This is a genomic window from Aquirufa sp. A-Brett2-15D (assembly GCF_054558735.1).
This window is the reverse complement of the sequence record NZ_JBSKFT010000001.1, coordinates 663,461-681,839: the sequence shown is the minus strand read 5'-3', so window position 1 is coordinate 681,839 and position 18,379 is coordinate 663,461. Positions and strand designations below refer to the sequence as shown.

Sequence of the window (18,379 nt, the reverse complement as noted above, 5' to 3'; positions counted from 1 at the left end):
TTTGGTTTAGTTAATTTCTCTGATTTTGATGTTTTTATAGAATACGGAATCCCCGTGCTCTTGGAATAAGATGGCGCCAGAATCTTGTGCACCAAAGCCATCCCATACTTTATGCTTGCTATGAGCCACCAATACTTTAAAAATATTGCTCTTACGCTCATATTCGATCACTTTAAAGCCATTTAGCCAGTGTTGGACGATATTATTTGGATAAACAATAATACGACCTTGGTTCCATTCGCCTATTTTCTTTTGAAAACGACCATCAATTTTATTCGAAGGGATGATGTCATATAAACTCGCCAAAGTTCTGTTACCCACCGTGCCTAACTTCGCATCCGGATGTTTCGCGTCATCTAAAACTTGGTATTCTAATCCGATCGCGGACTTACCTGAATTATAGGATTCGTTTACGAAATACTTCACGCCCGAATTTGCGCCTTCCGTTAACTTGAAATCAAAAGTTAATTCGAAAGCAGCGAATTTGTCATTTGTAAGAATGTCGCCTCCGTTTCCTGATTCTTTTCCACCTGAGCTGTTTACGTGTAAGGTACCGTCTTCTACCGTCCAAACCGATGGTGGAGCAGTTGTCTTGAACGCCGAGCGGAATCCTGTTAAATCTTTTCCGTTGAATAATAAGCGAAAACCTTGCGCTTGTTCTTGAGAAGACACATTATTAAGCAGGTAGTTATCTACGACTACTTTGTTGTCCAAAGGACGTACTTGCATATCTTTCCCCGTTTGGATTCGGATGTTTTTCCACATCACCTGCATTCCCGGTTTCATGTCTGCATAAATCGCGTGCACTTGGAAGGCAATGAAACCTTTAGCCGTCATATCATCGACTAAATAGGATACAGGAACCTCGTTTATCCAAGTGCGAATCGTAGTTCCAATCGCCTCGATACGGTAATGGTTCCAAACATCCCCTAATTTAAAGGCTTTCTTCGCCTCTGGCTTAAGTTCGTTTTGTGCTAACCATCCACGTCTTGCTTCATCATAGATTCCACCTGACCATCCTCTAGTAGAGGGATCGATTTCTGCTTGGTAACCATGTACACGACCATTTTGGTATTCAGGAATAGACAGGCTTCTGAATTGAACGCCTGAATTCATTTTGTTGTCTACTTTTACGTCGAATTCTAAAATAAAATCACCGTATTCTTGTTCGGTAGCCATGAAGGAATTAGGAGTTTTCGCCACGGTAGTTCCTACCATTACTCCATCTACCACTTCATATTTAGCTTGTCCATTCAGTTGCTTGAAACCTTTAAAGGTTTTTCCGTCGAAAAGGTTGGTCCATTTTTGAGTCTGTGCATTTAGGGATCCAACCGCTAAAAACATACTCAAAAAAGGTATAATCAATTTTTTCATAGTTTATTTTGTTTTATTAACAAGGCTTATATCTTCGAAATTTACTCAATTATCTTAAAATAATTTACTTTCTGTAGGGTGGATAATCAGGTCAGGAAAATAGTGCTAACCGAGAAGTATATTTACTAAGTATTCTATTAAATTTGTAGATTAAATTAAAGAACATGCAAAAACAGACTAAAGCTATTCGCATTCAAACGGAAAGATCTCAAAATAGAGAGCACTCGGTTCCTTTATACTTGACTTCTAGCTTTACATTTGAAGATGCAGAGCAGGGAAGAGCGGTTTTTGCGGAGGAAATGGCGGGGAACATCTATTCGCGTTATATGAATCCTAATGTGGATGAATTCGTGGAGAAGATGAATATGCTGGAAAATGCAGAAGACGGAATCGCTTTTTCTACGGGAATGGCGGCCATTTTTGCTTCCATGGCTGGTTTGTTAAAGTCGGGTGATCACATCGTAGCTTCGAACGCTTTATTTGGATCTTGTATTCAGATTTTGACCAAAATCACCTCTAAATGGGGAATCGAATGTACTTTCGTACCCGGTGCAGATATAAACGCTTGGAAGGCGGCGATAAAACCGAATACGAAATTTTTATTTTGTGAATCCCCTTCTAATCCAGGTTTAGAACTAATAGACTTAAAAGAATTAGCCGCTTTAAAAGAAGGGAAAGATTTAATTCTAGCAGTAGACAACTGTTTTGCGACGCCTATTTTACAAACACCCTTGGATTTAGGGGCAGATTTAGTGATTCACTCAGCGACTAAATATATTGATGGCCAAGGCCGAGTTTTAGGAGGAGTTATCTGTGGTAAAAAGGTGTATATCGACGAAATTCGTTTCTTTGCGCGCCACACTGGTCCATCGATGTCACCATTTAATGCGTGGATACTATCTAAAAGTTTGGAATTATTAGACTTAAGAATGCAGAAGCATTCTGAAAATGCGATGGCATTAGCGGAAGCTTTGGAAGGACATAAAGCCTTACATCAAGTCAAATATCCTTTTTTAAAATCCCATCCACAATACGAATTAGCGAAACGTCAAATGAAGTACGGTGGCGGTATTCTAACCATCGATATGAAAGGCGGATTCGACAAGGTCAATGAATTTAGTCAATTACTAAAAATAGCTTCTATTTCTCCCAATTTAGGCGATTCTAGAACGATTATCACACATCCAGCTTCGACAACTCATGCTAAAATAGCTCCTGAAGAGAAAGTTGCATTAGGTATTACACCTGGATTAGTTCGCATAGCAGTAGGTTTAGAATCGATCGAAGACTTAAAGGCAGATTTCATTCAAGCTCTTAATCTGATTAGCTAATGTGGATCGCACTGATCTTTTGTTTGCTTTTGTTGACCGTGAATGTCGTGATAGGCGTTTATGTGGAGCGAAAGCTATCTGCTTTTATGCAGGATCGATTAGGGCCTATGGATGTAGGTAAATGGGGCTTGTTGCAGGTTTTTGCAGATCTATTGAAGTTAATCCAAAAAGAGGACATCGTTCCCGAAAATGCGCAGAAGCGCCTGTTTTTAATTGCACCTTGGATTATATTCTTATCTGTATTTGGCGCGTTTTCTGTCATTCCTTTTAGTTCTGGTACATTCTTACAGGGTAGCCAAACTGAAATGGGAATTATGCTCTTAATGGGTATTGTTTCTTTAGATAGTTTAGGCGTTTTATTGGCCGGTTGGGCCTCTAATAACAAGTATTCCCTTTTAGGAGCTATTCGTTCCGCAGCCCAATTAGTATCCTATGAAATCCCTTTAGGATTAACGATTTTGTGTGTAGTCCTTATTTCTGGTTCGTTAAATCTGCAAGATATTTCAATTCAACAGGGCATATTTGCTGCTGAGCCTCAGTATTTATTTGGTATTAAAAGCCTTGGAATTGATGTTACACATTCAGGCGGTATTTTAACGTGGAATATTATTCGTATGCCCCTATTTTTCTTTTTATTTATTATCTATTTCATTGCCTCCTTAGCAGAAGCTAATCGGGCTCCTTTTGACATTCCGGAAGCGGAATCAGAGTTAGTGGGTGGGTTTCATACCGAGTATGCCGGTATGCGCTGGGCGCTATTGTTCTTGTCGGAATATGGGATCATGCTTTTGGTGAGTGTTTTAGGTGTTATTTTATTCTGGGGATCTTGGTATTCCCCTTTTCCTAATATCGGACCACTTCGATTAGCTGATTGGACGAATGGTGAACCAGGAACGATCTATGCTTCCGTGATAGGCTTCATTTGGATTATGATGAAATCGTATATTTTGATTGCTCTCCAAATGTGGATTCGTTGGACTCTCCCAAGACTTCGCGTCGATCAACTCATGTATTTGTGCTGGAAGGTGCTGACCCCCTTTGCCCTGATTTTCGTCGCAATATCCGCTCTTTGGTCGCTACTTATGTAAGGAATCCCCTTAAATTTTTGTTTATTTACAGAATTGCGTTTGCAAACCTATATTCTATGATCAAATTTTTACCCAAAGTCCTTTGCCTTGGACTTTTATTTGTCCTTTCGCATAAAAGCATTGCACAAACAACATCCTTGCCCTCTGTTTTCGGAAAAGTTATCGATGCCTCCACCGGAGAGCCTTTAAAAGGGGCTGATATTTCCGTGGATTTTAAAAAATCTGGAGTTACAACTGATTCATTGGGCCAGTATAAAGTTTATTTGCCTTATGGAGAATGGGTTTTAAAGGTGAGTTATGTAGGATATAATCCGTTTCGTACGAAAGTCTATATTAAAGCGAATACCGAATTAAATGTGGAGTTAAATAATGTAACGAAGCAATTAGAGGAGGTTATCGTGTCGAGCGCTTCGACGAAGCGTGATATTCAGACGCCTTCTTTAGGGGTCACCGTTCTAAGCTTGAAAGGAATCAAGAAATTACCTACTATGATGGGGGAGGTCGACGTGATTCGTAGTTTACAATCTCTTCCGGGTGTTTCTTCCGTAGGAGAAGGTGCGAACGGGTTGAATATTAGGGGTTCTAATGTAGACCAAAACCTCATCTACATTGACGATACGCCCATTTTCAATCCGACACACATGTTCGGTTTATTCTCTGTTTTTGCTTCAGACGCCATTCGTGATTTAGAGTTGTATAAAGGGGGCGTTCCATCGCGTTTTGGTGGTCGTACGGCATCAGTTTTAGACATTAAGATGATCGAGCCGAATACAGAAAAATTCAAAATGCAAGGTGGTATTGGTTTGGTTTCGAACCGAGTGATGGCCGAAATTCCAATCATTAAAGAGAAGTTATCCATTTTAGTTGCAGGTCGTTTATCGGTAAATGACTTTATGTTCAAATGGTTTGCACCTGATTATTTAAAAAACTTGCGGGCAAATTTCTCTGATATCGCAACGAAAATTTATTACCGTCCTAACACAAAGAATACCATTTCAATTTCCTCTTACTTGAGTCACGATTACTATCGGGTAGATTCGTTGTTCAGTATTGAGAACGTGATAGCGAAGCAAACATCCTTTAATTATGGCCATCAGAATGCAGCGATTCATTGGAATCATTATTTCTCGCCTAAATTAAATATGATGGTGAGTGGATCGTTGACTGATTATACGACCAAAACCTTTGCACCGGATACGGTAAATACCATTGATTTAAAAAGTTTCATTTTATACCGCAACTTGACGGCTAGTTTTGATTATCAGCCGCGTGAGAATCATAAGATGAATTTTGGTATAACAGGTACACGTTATGATATAGATCCTGGAAATTTAAATGAAGGAGTCGTTTCTAGAGTAGCTACCGTTAAATTACCGTTAGAACAATCCTATGAAATAGGCATCTTTGCTGACGACGAATGGACCCTTAGTCCTAAATTCACGGTGCAAGCGGGTTTACGCTATTCTCAATATTACCGGATGGGCGCTGGGACCATCAATGAATATGTGCCTGGCCAAGTACCTTCTTTAAACTCTATCGTTAAAAAAACAACTTATGGGGATGGAGAAGTGATGGCTTCTTATGGTGGATTTGAACCTCGTTTAACCATGAAATATTCATTAGCGGAGAATACCACTATGAAATTTGGGTATAATCGCCAACAGCAATTCTTCCAATTATTATCGAATAATACAACACCTTTGCCTACTTCACGTTGGAAAACGGCAGACACTTTTATCAAACCTCAGCAAAGTGATTTTCTTTCCTTAGGCTTGTTTAAAACCTTTAATGAAAATGTATACGAGGCGTCTGTTGAGACCTATTATCGTGATGTGAGAAATACATTAGACTTTGTTTCCGGAGCTAATTTGCAATTGAATCCGAACATTGAGACTCAATTAATTACGGGCAAAAGCAAGGCTTATGGGATGGAATTGATGGTTCAAAAGAAGAAAGGTGAAGTCTCAGGTTGGGTTTCTTATACCTATGCGCGCGCATTCAATCAAATGATCGGGGATTATCCAGAGGTGCAGGCGATCAATGGAGGTGACTGGTTTGCTACGAATTATGATAAGCCGCATACCTTCAATATGATGTTGAACATTCAGCCTACGACTCACCATAGTTTTTCGTTCACTTTAGCTTATAATACAGGTCGTCCTTTCTCCTCTCCATCTGGATCGTATGAGATTGGGGGCAAGAAATTCCCCGTATTTGCCGAAAGAAACAATGATCGAATTCGGGATTATCACCGCTTAGATTTTTCTTGGACGATTAATAATCCTTCGATGCGTAAACAACGTTGGGAAGGTAGTTGGGTGTTTACTATTTATAATTTATATGGTCGCCAAAATCCCTACTCCGTCTTCTTTAAATCTACTAAGAATGGTTTGAGAGCTTACGAATTAAGTGTATTCGCCTCTCCATTTATCTCACTTACCTATAATTTCAAATTCTTCTAATATGTCTTTATCTCTCAAAAATATAAGTTTTTACGTGTTGCTAATTGGGATAGTGACTTGGGCTTGCGTAAATCCGATTAAAGATTTTGTGCAAATTGATGCCACATCCTTCACGACCATCGAAGCTGATATTTCGGACGACGCACAATTGAGTAAGGTGCGTTTGACCAGTTCGTCGAATCGTTTGGTCTCACAATTAGCACTTCCTATTTCAAAAGCAGTGGTGTATGTGACGGATCAAAGTGGTGTTAAAACAAACTTTTCGGAAGGAATTCCTTTAGGTACATATTATCCTTCAGCTGGATTTAAAGGAGTGGTGGGTTCGACTTACAAGTTGTATGTGAAGATGTTAACGGGTCAAACCTATGAAAGTACGGCGGAGACGATGAAAGGAGTACCTGAAATAGAAAACGCGATTACCCGTTTTGAGATCTTTGATCAATATTCTAAAGTAGATGTACGTCGAGCAGGATTTTCCGTTTATTTGGATTTCAAGGATATGCCATCAGAGGGCGATTTTTATCTTTGGAACTGGAAAAATTATCGAAATGCAAGTTTTTGCGCAACTTGTACGGATGGAGGTAAATTTGATTTTAAAAAACTAGATTGTGTTCAACCTAAATTTCCTACGGATGCCATCCTTAATTACATGTGTGATGGAAATTGCTGGGATATTAATACCAATAATGATTTGAATGTTTTCTCCGATGTTTTAACTAATGGCCAAAGAGTAGTGGGTCGCCAAGTGGCTCGTATTCCATTCGATAATTGGACTCCTTATTATTTCCGATTAGAGCAACGCTCGATTACGAAAAATGCTTTTGCCTTTTATCAATCATTAATCTCGCAAGTGCAATCGTCTGGATCTTTGTTTGATGTGCCAGCTGAAACACGTTTCAGCTTAAATATTAAATCATTAACTACACCTTCAGAGCGCGTATTGGGCATATTTAATGTATTTTCAGTGCGAAAGAAAATCTTTTATATCGATCGTAGAAAGAATATTCCAGTAGGAGAAGAGCCTATTATTTCCATTATCCCTGGTGAAACTTATACATGTCCTCCGGGATCGGTGGGATGCTTGGAAAAGGCGCCTTGCGTCGAATCACCTATCAGAACAAAAATTACGCCGGAAGGTTGGGTATTCTAGTTTTTTAGGCAGAAATTTGTGCTTTAATTAAAACTATGATCGGAGTTTTGTTAGTCAATCTGGGTACTCCAGATGATCCAGGTACACCTAGTGTACGTAAGTATTTACGGGAGTTTTTAATGGATGGTCGAGTAATTGATATTCCTTATCCTTTCCGTTACTTGTTAGTCAATGGAATTATTGCTCCATTTAGAGCGCCTCAATCTGCGAAGATTTATAAAGAACTTTGGGAAGAGCGTGGATCTCCGCTTAAATTCTATGGAGAGGATGTCTGCGCGTCCTTACAAACAACGTTAGGGGACGAATATATGGTTCGCTTAGCGATGCGCTACCAAACTCCAGATTTAAAAACGGCTTTAGCAGAAATGAAAGCGGCGAATTTAAAGAAATTAATCGTCATCCCTTTCTTTCCTCAATATGCCTCAGCGACCACAGGCTCTATTTATGAGCGGGTGATGGAATTGATGTCGGATTGGCAAATAATGCCTTCCTTATCGCTTGTGAGCTATTTTTATCAGCATCCGATTTTTGCCAAATACTTCGCAGACAAAGCAGCTAACTACCAAAAAGACGTTGACTTTGATTACTATTTATTCTCCTACCACGGAGTTCCCGAACGACACATTCGTAAAGGTGATATCACGAAGAATACCTGTGTGTTTGGTGCTTGTTGCGAGACCATCACTGAAAAGAATCACGGTTGCTACCGCGCCCAGTGCCATGAAACCACGCGTCTGATTGCAAAAGAGATGGGATTGAAACCAGGAACCTTTGGGACAGCATTTCAAAGCCGTTTAGGACGCGATCCTTGGTTACAACCCTATACGGATGAAACGATTAAAAAACTAGTGAAAGAAGGCAAGAAGAAGATTCTTGCGTTCTCGCCAGCCTTCGTTGCAGATTGTTTAGAGACGACCATAGAAGTAGGAGAGGAGTATAAAGAATTATTTGAAGAAGCGGGTGGAGAACACTGGCAATTAGTAGAAAGTTTAAATAATTCTCCGGAATGGGTGGCTCTTTTAGAGGATCTAGTTAAGAAATCATAACATGCATTATTTAATTCTAACGATTGTATTTTCAGTCTTGTTACTGGTGAATTTTCGTGCTCACGCGAAATTTAACATCGATACCCGAATTGCCATATTATTGAACTACCCTGTCTGTTTTCTGACCGGCTACTTTCACCAAATGAATGTAATTCCCTTTCATTGGCCATCTACTGGCTATTCCATGGGAATTATTGGAATTGGAATTGGTTTTGTGATCACATTTCTATTGTCCGGATATTCCACCGTAAAGAATGGAATGGCGCCTACCTCCTTAGCGAATAATATCTCTTTAGTGATTCCGGTGATGGTGAATTTATTCATTTGGAAAACAGGGGGAGACGTAACGATGTCAGTCACTGCAGGACTCGTCTTGTCATTTGCCTCCATCTATTTTTGTAGCCCATCTGTTTCAGGATCCTTACAAAAGCCAGTTATTTGGGCTTTAGTGGCTGTTTTTATCGCTTATGGTATCACCAATACGGCCTTTAATTACTTGAATGCGGCGATTGTTCAGCAGGTAGGTGGAAGTATCTCTTTCACGTTGATGTTGTTATTAGGTTCTATGGCTACGTCTGCTATTGTTCTAGCCTATTGGACTTTTACAGGTGGTGTTACTTGGTCCCTACGTTCTGTTTTAGCCGCTATTCCTTTAGGCTTACCTAATTTCTTCTCGTTCTATTTCTTGTTAAAGGCATTGGATGCGTATCAACAAAACGGAGCGGTGGTTTTAACGATTTATAATTTAGGGGTGATCCTTTTAAGTGCACTTACTGCTCTAATCTTCTTTAAGGAGAGGTTGACGATTAAACAGTGGGTTGGGATTGGGTTAGGGTGTGCTGGAATTGCGTTGATTATCTTATAAATTTCAAAGTTCAAAAAGCAAAGTTCAAATTTGGAATTAAAAAAGGGAGCGCAGCTCCCTTTTTTAATGGTATTTGAAATGTTTCATACTTCGTTGCGCAGCAAAATCCACCTTTATTCTTTGTGCTTTGTGCTCTATTCTTTTCCTTCAGACTAAGCCGAAGGCGACTCATTGACTAAATTGCGAAGCAATGACTAGACTAATGTTTTACAGTCGCAAAGCGACTATAAAACATTAGCTGTTTGCTCCTTTATCTTCTCCAGCTCGTCCTTCATATTCACCACTAGGCGTTGAATGGTTGAATCATTCGCCTTCGAGCCGATGGTATTGATTTCGCGGCCAATTTCTTGCGCCATAAAGTTGAGTTTTTTCCCGTTTCCCTCTTCTAAAATCTCGATGAAATAGTCAAGGTGAGTGGCAAGACGAACTTTTTCTTCTGATATGTCGAATTTTTCGATGTAATAAACGACTTCTTGTTCGAAGCGGTTTTTATCGAAATCTTCTTTCAATCCAAGTTCTAAAAGTGCGTTGCGCATCCTTTCGCGGATGCCTGGCATACGGATTTTATCTTGTTCTAAGACTTGTGCTAAACCAGATTTTATGGAGGCGATGTATTCGCGGAATTTATCTTCTACGACCTTGCCTTCGCGTGCACGGAATTCTTTACATTCTTTTACAGCTTCTTGAACGGCCTCAAATACGACCTTCCATAAAGCTTCTATTTCGTCATCGTTATCTTGTGAATTGTCAGACGAATGTAAGCTGGGCATAGACATAGCCTGTAAATACAAGGCATTTTCGTCTATATTTTGTACCCCTAATTCAGTTGCTAAACGTTTTAATTCCGCAAAATAGGTGGAAATCTGTCCCTGTGGTAAAATACTTTGCTCTACGTTCTCTGTATTTTTCTGCAAGTGCAAATTCAATTCCATTTTACCTCGCTCTAATTGTTGCGTTAGGTAATTTCGGATGTCGATCTCTTTTGCAGAAAGTGATTTAGGAACGCGGCAAAAGATATCAATAAACTTCGAGTTTAAGCTTTTTACTTCGACACGGATTTGAAGGTCTTGGATTTCTTTTTGGGATTTTCCAAAGCCCGTCATGGAGTAGATCATATTGTTTCTTTTTTGGCCTTAGCCGCTTGGTAAAATGCAAATGCAATAAATAAAAGCATTGCAATAGAAGCCCCTAAGTCAATTTTGTTTCCAGTAATAACGGAAACGGGAGCGAATTTGAATTCGATTGTATGTTTGCCAGCAGGTATAGCTAAACCGCGTAAAACGTAATCAGCTTGCACGTGATTGGCTTCTTTCCCGTCGATATAAGTTTTCCAGTCCTTATTTCCACGGTAGTAAATTTCAGAGAAAACAGCGAAGCTAGGGTCTTTAGACTCGGAACTATAACTCAAATGATTAGGCTTGTAGGAGGTTAAGGTAATACGTCCGTCTGTTTTGAAGGAAGCTGCGGATACGAAAGCCGCGTCTTTTTGTTCTACTAACGCGACTGTGCGCGGGTCTATTTTTCCAATACCATTTAAAGCCTCATCAGCAGATGGAACTAAAGTGACTGCAGAAACAAACCAGGCGTTTCCTAAAGCACCTGGATTAACTTGTGGCGCTAATTGACCGGTTGAATCTGGACTTAGAATGTATTTTGTATTCAGCATATTCAGGATGTTCGTTTGCCCTGGATTAGCCGTGAATTGTTTTTCGATAAGTTCTTGGTAACGACGTAGTTTTGCCGCGTGATAGCCACCCACCGATTGATGGTAATAGGAGGTAGTTGCATCGCTCATAAAATTAGTGGCGACATTAACTACGCGGAAATGGGTGGAGTCTTGTAGAATTTTTTGATCAGCTGGAGTAGGAAGGATTTGTTCGTCTAAAGTCGCTTTAGAAACAAAGAATTCTTTGCCAAAATACCGTTTTGCCACCGGCGTTAAATCAAATATCCCTAATAATACTAAAGCAATTAGCCAGATAGATTTTTTAACTTTTCCCGTACTAGCAATCCACAAAATACCTGTTCCTATCAATACAATAAAGAAACTGCGGAAAGCATCGGATTGAAATAATTCGATACGGTCTAGTTGAATGCTTCTCCAGATTTGGTTATTTAAAGAGGTATCTTGGATTAGGGCTCCACCAAAGTTAGGGCCTTTAAAGTCTAAAAATAGGTCGGGTGCTAGGCCAAAAAACAAGGCTAATCCTCCGCTCAATCCTGCTGCATACAACAAGGGTTTCTTGATTTCAGTCCAGCTTGATTTCTGTTGGATGAATCGAATCAATCCTAAAATACCTAAAGTCACAAAGCCCAATTGTACGAAAGAAAGCACCATCGTAATGGCTCTAAACTTATTAAATAAGGGAAAGTATTGGAATAGAATCGTGTTAAAGAAGAAGTATTTTCCCCAGGCAAAAGTAATAAATAGGGCGGTAAACCCAATAATCCACCATTTTTCAGCGGACTTAATGTAGAAGGCTCCGAATAAAAACAAGAAAATAACTAAAGCCCCAGCATAGGCAGGACCTGCCGTATAACTTTGATCGCCCCAATAAGCTGGGCCTTTCTCTACGAATCCTAAAGCTTGCTCGTCAGGAATACCGGCATTAGTCATGGTTTGGTAGGTATTCGAAGCGGTTCCACCTAAATCTCCAGCTGAGGCGCCTCCCATGAAATTAGGGATCAACAAGGTGCCCGTTTCGGCGATTCCGTAGGACCAATCGAAGGCATAGGTTTGGTCTAAACCATCCCCACGCGATTTATTTGCTTTTAATTCAGATGCACCACGCGTCGTTTCTTTCGCATACTCGTAGTTGTTCCAAAGGCGCATCGAGTGTGTTCCTAACGCTAAAGCCAAGCCCAAGCCCATTAATAACCCTCGTTTTAACCATTCTAAAATCGTTTTTTGAAGGATGGCTTGGTATAGGGTATAGATTTTATAAAATCCGATGATGAAGAATAGGTAATAGGTTATTTGTACGTGATTAGCGTATAATTCCAGGGCCATACCTAGCGTAAATAAGGCAGCTCCCAGCCATTTTCGATTGCCCCAACCCAGTTTTATACCCGCTAAAACGATAGGAGCATAAGCTAAGGCTAACACTTTTGAAGTGTGTCCAGCTGGAATGATAACCATATTGTACGTCGCAAACGCGTAAAATACGGCGCCAGCGAAACCTAAAATAGGGGAGGCTCCCATCGCCCAAAGCAAAATATACATCCCTAACATCTGAAGGAAAAGTAAGTTCACGGGACTTGGAAGGAGATTGGTAATGAAAGATCCTATTTTGGCAGAAATCGAATAAGGATAAGATCCTGAAATCTGATACGTAGGCATACCGCCAAACATAGAGTTCGACCACCAGGCATCTTCGCCGGTCTTAGCTTTGTACTGAACGCTCTCCTGTGCCGCTGCCTGGGCTTGCTGAATATCGTGTTGGACTAATACTTTTCCCTGCAGAACGGGTCCACAATAAATAAAAGCAATCAATAGGAAGCCCAAAAGAACCATCCCATGGGGGGCAAAGGAGCGCAAATTAATTTTCATATCTTATGAGATCGATACTAATTCAAGTTCAAAAGTTAAATCACGGCCAGCTAATGGGTGATTTGCATCTAAAGTTACATGTGAATCGGTTAAATCAGTGATGACAACCTCTACTACGTGGCCACCATCTTGGTGCATTGATAAGGACGAACCTAACTCTAATTCGATGTGTGAAGGAATTTGGGCACGCTCTAAAGTCACCGTATTTTCAGGTGAATGTTCACCATAAGCCTCAGCCGCTGGGATTATTACAGTCTTTTTCTCGCCGATTGTCATTCCGGTCACGCCATCATCAAAACCTTTGATGACCATACCTGAACCTAATTTGAATTCAAGGGGAGTTTTTCCTACAGAAGAGTCAAAAATAGAACCGTCCGTGTGTTTACCTGTGTAGTGTACGGCAACCTGGTCGCCGGTTTTTGCAATAGACATAATGAATCGTTATAAATGGAAAATAAGCTACAAATAACACGAATTTTCACAGGCTTTCAAAGCAAATGGACCCACCATTTACCATTCATCATTCACCATCTCCTCTTTCTACTCTCTAATCTCTTATCTACTTTGCTATTTGCAAATTGATCTTTGGTATTGGATTGAAAGCGTATCCCCCAACTCAATCGCCGTATTGAAATCAAGACAGGCGTCATCTAATAAACCTAAATGCAAAAGAGAAAAGCCGCGGTTGTAATAGGTTTCGGCATAATATGGATAGCGGATAATCGATTGAGAAAAGTCTCTAATCGCCCCTTTGTCGTTGCCTAGTTTTGATTTGTAATAACCTCGATAGAAAAAATAGTCTGCGTTAGTGGAATCAAGGCGAATGGCCTTGGTTAAGTCAGAAATGGCTCCCGAATATTGTTCCATTGCTCCGCGTGAAAAGGCTCTAGCAAAGTATATTTCCGGGTTTTTCGGGTCTTTTGAAAGGGCTACAGAGAAATTATAGGTGGCTTGTTCGTATTTTTCTTGTTGGATTTGACTAAGGCCAACAGCATATTTCAGCATGCAAGAGCTGAAGAAAAAGAGCGAAAATAGAAGGGCTAAAATTCGGATCATTTAAATTGAATGAGGGTGATTCCCGCACCACCTCGGTCTGCATGTTCGTCCGTTATCGACTTAATTTCTTTGTAACGCCGTAATTGTTCACGTATCAAGGTACGTAGAATTCCGTCACCTTTTCCGTGCAATATTTGCACATCTGTAACACCTAAAAGTAGGCAATCGTTGATGTATTGGTCTAAAATCACATATACTTCCTCTCCTCGTTTCCCCCTAACATCCAGTTTAAGCTGGAATTGGGCCATTCGGTCGTTGATATCGATGCCACGTAAGGGTGCGGTGCTTTTCTTCTGTTGTTTAGGTGCGACGATTTTTTGTAGGCGGTTTAATTTAATCGTGCTACGAATGGCACCTAGCGAAATCATGGCGTCTTTTCCTTTCAGTTCGAGAATTTGTCCCAAAGTCGGTTCGTCACCACTCCCTTTAATCACAACCCAATCTCCCACAGCGATGGGGGAGTTTGCATAGACGATTCCTGGTGTTTCGGAAACGACCTTTAATGGGGCTACCGTTTTTAATTCTTTTTGAACAAATTGTTCTAAATCTGCACGTAATTCTTTGGTCTTTTCTTTGTCAGCCGCTTTCTCTTTAATCTGGCGTATGGTTTGTTCAATGCGTTGATTCGCTTCCTGAATAATCTTTTTAGCTTCCGTTTTCGCGGCATTTAACATCGCCTTTTGTTCCTCTTGTACATGGTTTTTCAAGCGCTCGTAATTTTCCTTAATGGATATCGCTTGTTCGTTTGCGAGGGCTAAACTGGCATTTTTACTTTCCCAAATCTGCTTCTCCGTCTCTGTTTCCAATAAAAGTTTATCAAAGTCCACCTGTTTTTTGCCTAATTTCTTGCGGGCATTTTCGATGATGGCTTTGGGTAGACCTATTTTTTGGGCGATTTCAAAGGCAAAAGAACTACCCGGTTTTCCCATGTCCAGGATGAATTGAGGCTCTAGGTGTTCCGTGTCGTAACGCATGGCGGCGTTGAAGAGACCTTTTTGGCGATCTGCTAAGGTTTTTAAATTACCAAAGTGCGTATTTATTGCACCAAAACAGCCCTTATCCGCTAACTTCTCTAGGATAGACTCTGCAATGGCGCCTCCCAGAGAAGGTTCCGTTCCAGTACCAAATTCATCCACTAAAATCAAGGTATTTTCATTGACGTGCTGCAAGAAATGCCGCATATTACTCAAGTGAGAGGAATAGGTACTTAATTCATTCTCCAGGTTTTGTTCGTCTCCCATATCAAGGAAGAGTTGGGAGAAGAATCCCATCGTGCTTCCCTCAGCTAAGGGAACTAAACAGCCGGATTGAAAGAGGAATTGCAAAAGGCCTACCGTGCTTAAAGTCACTGATTTACCTCCGGCATTAGGTCCAGAGACAACCATGATTCGTCTTTCGTCTTCTAGACGAATCGTCAAAGGCATTATCTTTTTGCCAATTTTTTCGAGTGATTTCTCCAAAAGGGGATGTCTCGCATCGGTCCAGTTAACAATCGGTTTATCTTGAATAAACGTGGGCTTGATGGCTTTGTGTTCGGTACCCCAGAGGGCTTTGGCCCGAATAAAATCAATCAATCCTAACCACGAAAATGAGTGTGCTAAAAAGGGCGTTAAGGGACGTATGCGATCCGATAATTTGGATAAAATTTGTATAACTTCTCGTCTCTCAGCGGATTCCAACGATTTAATTTCATTGTTCATCGCTAGGGCATCTGCAGGCTCTAAAAACACCGTTTTACCGGTATCTGATTCGTCCTGAACGAAACCTTTAATCTTGCGTTTATGCTCCGCCGCTAAAGGAATCACCATTCGACCATTACGTACAGTCAGGGAAAAATCTTTGCTTACCCAGCCCTCTTTATAAGCCTGGCTTAGGTACGAATCGAGTTTCTTCCGAAGTCCTTGTTCCTCCGCAATTCGTTTGCGTCTTAAATCTCCCAAAGCAGGGGAGGCCGTTTCCTTGATTTGACCATTGGTATCAAAAACCCGGTCTAAATCTTGAATAATTGGCAGAATTTGTCTGAAATCTCCATTACTTTCTGCGCCTTTGGCGAGAAAATGCTGGGTAATCTTGTGAATTTCAGGATATTCAGCCTCATCAATCCCTGCAAAGAAGCGGATTGTTTCGTATAATACGCTCAAAGCTCGCTGCCAATCTCTCCACTCATCTGCCGATAAATAATGACCCTCTAATGCCAATGGGCTTAAATAGGAGCGCAAATCGATGTAATCTACCTGCGGAAATTCACCGCCATGCTCCCCTAAAATCCGCCCCATTTCATCCACTTGCTCTACCCATTGTTTTACCAAAGGAAAACGGTCAGAAAAGCGCATTTTATCGGCATATTCTTGCCCCATCGGACTCAAGCAAATTTGCTTAATTTCCTCTTTAATCTGGTTGAATCCCAGTTTTTCAGCAAGATTAACGGGGTAATTCATAGAGAAAAATGCGCTTTTATTTTTTGGAGTAATACCTCGTTAATTTTAAAATAACTTTCCGTGGTCCAGCCCGCTACATGTGGACTAAAAATGGTCGCTGGATAGGCGGCTATTTCGGTAAAAATCTCTTTTTCGACGGGAGACCAAGTCGACAATTTTTCGTTAGGTAATACGTCTAAAGCTAGTCCTCTAATTTGTCCTGAACGCAAACCTTGCAGTAAGGGTTCAAGTGGAGAAATAGGCCCCCTAGAGCTATTGATAAATAAAATAGGCTTTTTAAAGGACTCGATAAAGGAAGGTGTAACCAGTCCGCGAGTCTCTGAAGTCAAAGGAATATGTAGGCTTAGAATGTCGGCTTCTTCGAAAATTTGTGCGAGAGAAGCAGGAAAATCAAGCGATGGCGCATATTTATCATAAGCTAAAATCTTCATTCCAAAACCTGAAAGCCGTGACGCAACCGCCTTACCCATATTTCCGTATCCAATAATCCCGATTGTTTTGCCTTTGATCTCAAATCCTCTATTCCCTTCTCTTTCCCACAATCCGTGTCGAATCTCCGTATCTGAAGTATGCAATTTATGTGCTAAGGAGAGGATTTGGCCGATTACGTGTTCAGCCACCGCATCAGCATTACCCTCGTTTGCCGCAAAAACAGCAATTCCGCGCGCTAAACAAGCCTCTAAATCAACTAAATCTAATCCCGCTCCAGCTCGCGCTATGAAGGATAAATGAGTGTTTTCTAGTATGTCAGCGGTGATTTTGAATTTACTACGAATGACTAATCCATCGAATGATGGCAAAATGCGTCTAAACTCATCTGCGCTCAATCCCAAACGAGTTTCTACCTCGAAGCCTAATTTCGTCAGTCCTTCCGCCATCGAAGGATGAACTTCGTCGACAATCAAAACTTGCTTATTATGCATTCATTCGGTTTTTTACAAGATCTAAGGCTAAAAACATAGCCTGTAAGAAGGAACCAGGGTCTGCCACATTTTGGCCTGCAATATCATAAGCCGTGCCATGATCTGGGGACGTACGAATAACAGGTAATCCTGCCGTAAAATTGATGCCGGAATCGAAGGCAATGTATTTAAAAGGAATTAATCCTTGATCGTGGTACATGCCTAAAACCCCATCAAAATCTTTAAATTGAGCTTTTCCGAAGAACCCATCCGCTGAATAAGGCCCTAAAACCAAATTCCCCTTTTTTCTGAATTCCTCTACAACAGGTTGAATAATCTCTAATTCCTCCTGGCCTAAAAGTCCAGAATCTCCCGCATGTGGATTTAAACCTAATACGGCTAAACGCGGTTTTTCAATCGAGAAATCTTCCTTCAAACTCTTTAAGAACAATTGAATTTTTGTGCGCAAAAGATCAGCGCTAAGTGCCTTCGAAACCTCTAATAAAGGTATATGACCCGTAGCCACGCCCATGCGAAGATTTTCAGAAACAAGCATCATTAGTGATGATTTTGCCTCAAATCGTTCAGTAAAATATTCCGTATGTCCTGGGAATTTAAATTCCTCCGATTGTATGTTGTGTTTATTAATAGGAGCGGTGACTACTGCTGCAATTACCCCCCGATCTAAATCATTCGAAGCGCGTTCTAAACAGTCAAATGCTGCTTTTCCAGCTTCTTTTGTCTCTTTCCCGGGTTCAACTTCGGTGCTAGAATCATCCCAGCAATTAATGACATAGCTTCCGCCTGATTTCGCTTCAGATGCGTCTTGTATCGAATCGATTGACCACTCCTTTAATTCAAATTTTTGGCGATAAAAATCCAGTACTTTGGCAGAACCATAAATCAAAGGCGTACACCACTTTAGGATCCGCGGACTCGCTAAGGATTTCAAGATTACTTCAGGACCGATGCCGTTGTAATCACCTAGGGTTATGCCAATAATGGGTTTCATTCAACTGGGTTTTTTGTTCGACCTGCAAGTTAAGAAATTTCGCAGGAAGCCGATAGAATTATTTTATTTAGTAATGAACCCAATAATAATTGTAAATTTTTAAGT

14 protein-coding genes are annotated in these 18,379 nt (G+C 40.6%); 6 read left to right on the top strand and 8 right to left on the bottom strand.

What is annotated here, in order from left to right; all coding sequences use genetic code 11:
* Nucleotides 1-6: 6 nt before the first annotated feature.
* A complete protein-coding gene (locus tag ACST14_RS03115; protein ID WP_459460461.1) occupies nucleotides 7-1,374 on the bottom strand; it encodes a 3-keto-disaccharide hydrolase in 1,368 nt (455 codons plus the stop codon).
* 164 nt (nucleotides 1,375-1,538) lie between these two features.
* Between ACST14_RS03115 and ACST14_RS03110 the strand changes: the two genes are divergently transcribed.
* Genes ACST14_RS03110 through ACST14_RS03085 form a run of 6 tightly spaced genes read left to right on the top strand, consistent with a single transcriptional unit; the run spans nucleotide 1,539 to nucleotide 9,316 of the window.
* Nucleotides 1,539-2,705, top strand: coding sequence for a trans-sulfuration enzyme family protein (locus ACST14_RS03110; protein WP_459460459.1), 1,167 nt, complete (start codon nucleotides 1,539-1,541; stop codon nucleotides 2,703-2,705).
* A complete protein-coding gene (locus ACST14_RS03105) occupies nucleotides 2,705-3,793 on the top strand; it encodes a complex I subunit 1/NuoH family protein (protein WP_459460457.1) in 1,089 nt (362 codons plus the stop codon). Before ACST14_RS03110 ends, ACST14_RS03105 begins: the two co-directional genes overlap by 1 nt.
* Before the next feature lie 56 nt (nucleotides 3,794-3,849).
* Nucleotides 3,850-6,255, top strand: a complete 2,406-nt coding sequence (locus tag ACST14_RS03100; protein WP_459460455.1) for a TonB-dependent receptor — start codon at nucleotides 3,850-3,852, stop codon at nucleotides 6,253-6,255.
* Nucleotide 6,256: 1 nt separating this feature from the next.
* Nucleotides 6,257-7,405 carry a DUF4249 domain-containing protein gene (locus tag ACST14_RS03095; RefSeq protein ID WP_459460453.1) on the top strand — a complete coding sequence of 383 codons (1,149 nt, stop codon included), beginning with the start codon at nucleotides 6,257-6,259 and terminating at the stop codon, nucleotides 7,403-7,405.
* Between the two features lie 35 nt (nucleotides 7,406-7,440).
* Complete coding sequence (gene hemH, locus ACST14_RS03090) at nucleotides 7,441-8,451, top strand: ferrochelatase (protein WP_459460451.1); 1,011 nt, start codon at nucleotides 7,441-7,443, stop codon at nucleotides 8,449-8,451.
* Between the two features lies 1 nt (nucleotide 8,452).
* Nucleotides 8,453-9,316: an EamA/RhaT family transporter gene (locus ACST14_RS03085; protein ID WP_459460449.1), complete on the top strand. Its 864-nt coding sequence runs from the start codon at nucleotides 8,453-8,455 to the stop codon at nucleotides 9,314-9,316.
* A 224-nt stretch (nucleotides 9,317-9,540) separates the two neighbouring features.
* On the opposite strand, the gene ACST14_RS03080 is transcribed toward ACST14_RS03085, so the two are convergent.
* The 7 genes from ACST14_RS03080 to pdxA form a co-directional block, all read right to left on the bottom strand.
* A complete protein-coding gene (locus ACST14_RS03080; protein ID WP_459460447.1) occupies nucleotides 9,541-10,431 on the bottom strand; it encodes a YicC/YloC family endoribonuclease in 891 nt (296 codons plus the stop codon).
* Complete coding sequence (locus tag ACST14_RS03075; protein WP_459460445.1) at nucleotides 10,428-12,866, bottom strand: hypothetical protein; 2,439 nt, start codon at nucleotides 12,864-12,866, stop codon at nucleotides 10,428-10,430. The genes ACST14_RS03080 and ACST14_RS03075 overlap by 4 nt, the downstream gene beginning before the upstream one ends.
* Before the next feature lie 3 nt (nucleotides 12,867-12,869).
* Nucleotides 12,870-13,298 (bottom strand): FKBP-type peptidyl-prolyl cis-trans isomerase, encoded by a 429-nt coding sequence (locus ACST14_RS03070; RefSeq protein WP_459460443.1) that lies wholly within the window; start codon nucleotides 13,296-13,298, stop codon nucleotides 12,870-12,872.
* A 135-nt stretch (nucleotides 13,299-13,433) separates the two neighbouring features.
* The gene (locus ACST14_RS03065; protein WP_459460441.1) at nucleotides 13,434-13,922 is read right to left on the bottom strand and encodes a tetratricopeptide repeat protein; all 489 of its coding nucleotides are present in this window, start codon (nucleotides 13,920-13,922) and stop codon (nucleotides 13,434-13,436) included.
* Nucleotides 13,919-16,360, bottom strand: a complete 2,442-nt coding sequence (locus ACST14_RS03060) for an endonuclease MutS2 (protein ID WP_459460439.1) — start codon at nucleotides 16,358-16,360, stop codon at nucleotides 13,919-13,921. Before ACST14_RS03060 ends, ACST14_RS03065 begins: the two co-directional genes overlap by 4 nt.
* A complete protein-coding gene (locus tag ACST14_RS03055) occupies nucleotides 16,357-17,283 on the bottom strand; it encodes an NAD(P)-dependent oxidoreductase (protein WP_459460437.1) in 927 nt (308 codons plus the stop codon). The genes ACST14_RS03060 and ACST14_RS03055 overlap by 4 nt, the downstream gene beginning before the upstream one ends.
* Entirely contained in the window at nucleotides 17,276-18,274 is a 999-nt protein-coding gene (gene pdxA, locus ACST14_RS03050; RefSeq protein ID WP_459460435.1) for a 4-hydroxythreonine-4-phosphate dehydrogenase PdxA, read from the bottom strand. The genes ACST14_RS03055 and pdxA overlap by 8 nt, the downstream gene beginning before the upstream one ends.
* Nucleotides 18,275-18,379: the final 105 nt, after the last annotated feature.

What these genes read in the sequence shown, in the direction of transcription:
- ACST14_RS03115 (WP_459460461.1), bottom strand. Translation starts at nt 1,374, where the DNA reads ATGAAAAAATTGATTATACCTTTTTTGAGTATGTTTTTAGCGGTTGGA.
- ACST14_RS03110 (WP_459460459.1), top strand. Translation starts at nt 1,539, where the DNA reads ATGCAAAAACAGACTAAAGCTATTCGCATTCAAACGGAAAGATCTCAA.
- ACST14_RS03105 (WP_459460457.1), top strand. Translation starts at nt 2,705, where the DNA reads ATGTGGATCGCACTGATCTTTTGTTTGCTTTTGTTGACCGTGAATGTC.
- ACST14_RS03100 (WP_459460455.1), top strand. Translation starts at nt 3,850, where the DNA reads ATGATCAAATTTTTACCCAAAGTCCTTTGCCTTGGACTTTTATTTGTC.
- ACST14_RS03095 (WP_459460453.1), top strand. Translation starts at nt 6,257, where the DNA reads ATGTCTTTATCTCTCAAAAATATAAGTTTTTACGTGTTGCTAATTGGG.
- hemH (WP_459460451.1), top strand. Translation starts at nt 7,441, where the DNA reads ATGATCGGAGTTTTGTTAGTCAATCTGGGTACTCCAGATGATCCAGGT.
- ACST14_RS03085 (WP_459460449.1), top strand. Translation starts at nt 8,453, where the DNA reads ATGCATTATTTAATTCTAACGATTGTATTTTCAGTCTTGTTACTGGTG.
- ACST14_RS03080 (WP_459460447.1), bottom strand. Translation starts at nt 10,431, where the DNA reads ATGATCTACTCCATGACGGGCTTTGGAAAATCCCAAAAAGAAATCCAA.
- ACST14_RS03075 (WP_459460445.1), bottom strand. Translation starts at nt 12,866, where the DNA reads ATGAAAATTAATTTGCGCTCCTTTGCCCCCCATGGGATGGTTCTTTTG.
- ACST14_RS03070 (WP_459460443.1), bottom strand. Translation starts at nt 13,298, where the DNA reads ATGTCTATTGCAAAAACCGGCGACCAGGTTGCCGTACACTACACAGGT.
- ACST14_RS03065 (WP_459460441.1), bottom strand. Translation starts at nt 13,922, where the DNA reads ATGATCCGAATTTTAGCCCTTCTATTTTCGCTCTTTTTCTTCAGCTCT.
- ACST14_RS03060 (WP_459460439.1), bottom strand. Translation starts at nt 16,360, where the DNA reads ATGAATTACCCCGTTAATCTTGCTGAAAAACTGGGATTCAACCAGATT.
- ACST14_RS03055 (WP_459460437.1), bottom strand. Translation starts at nt 17,283, where the DNA reads ATGCATAATAAGCAAGTTTTGATTGTCGACGAAGTTCATCCTTCGATG.
- pdxA (WP_459460435.1), bottom strand. Translation starts at nt 18,274, where the DNA reads ATGAAACCCATTATTGGCATAACCCTAGGTGATTACAACGGCATCGGT.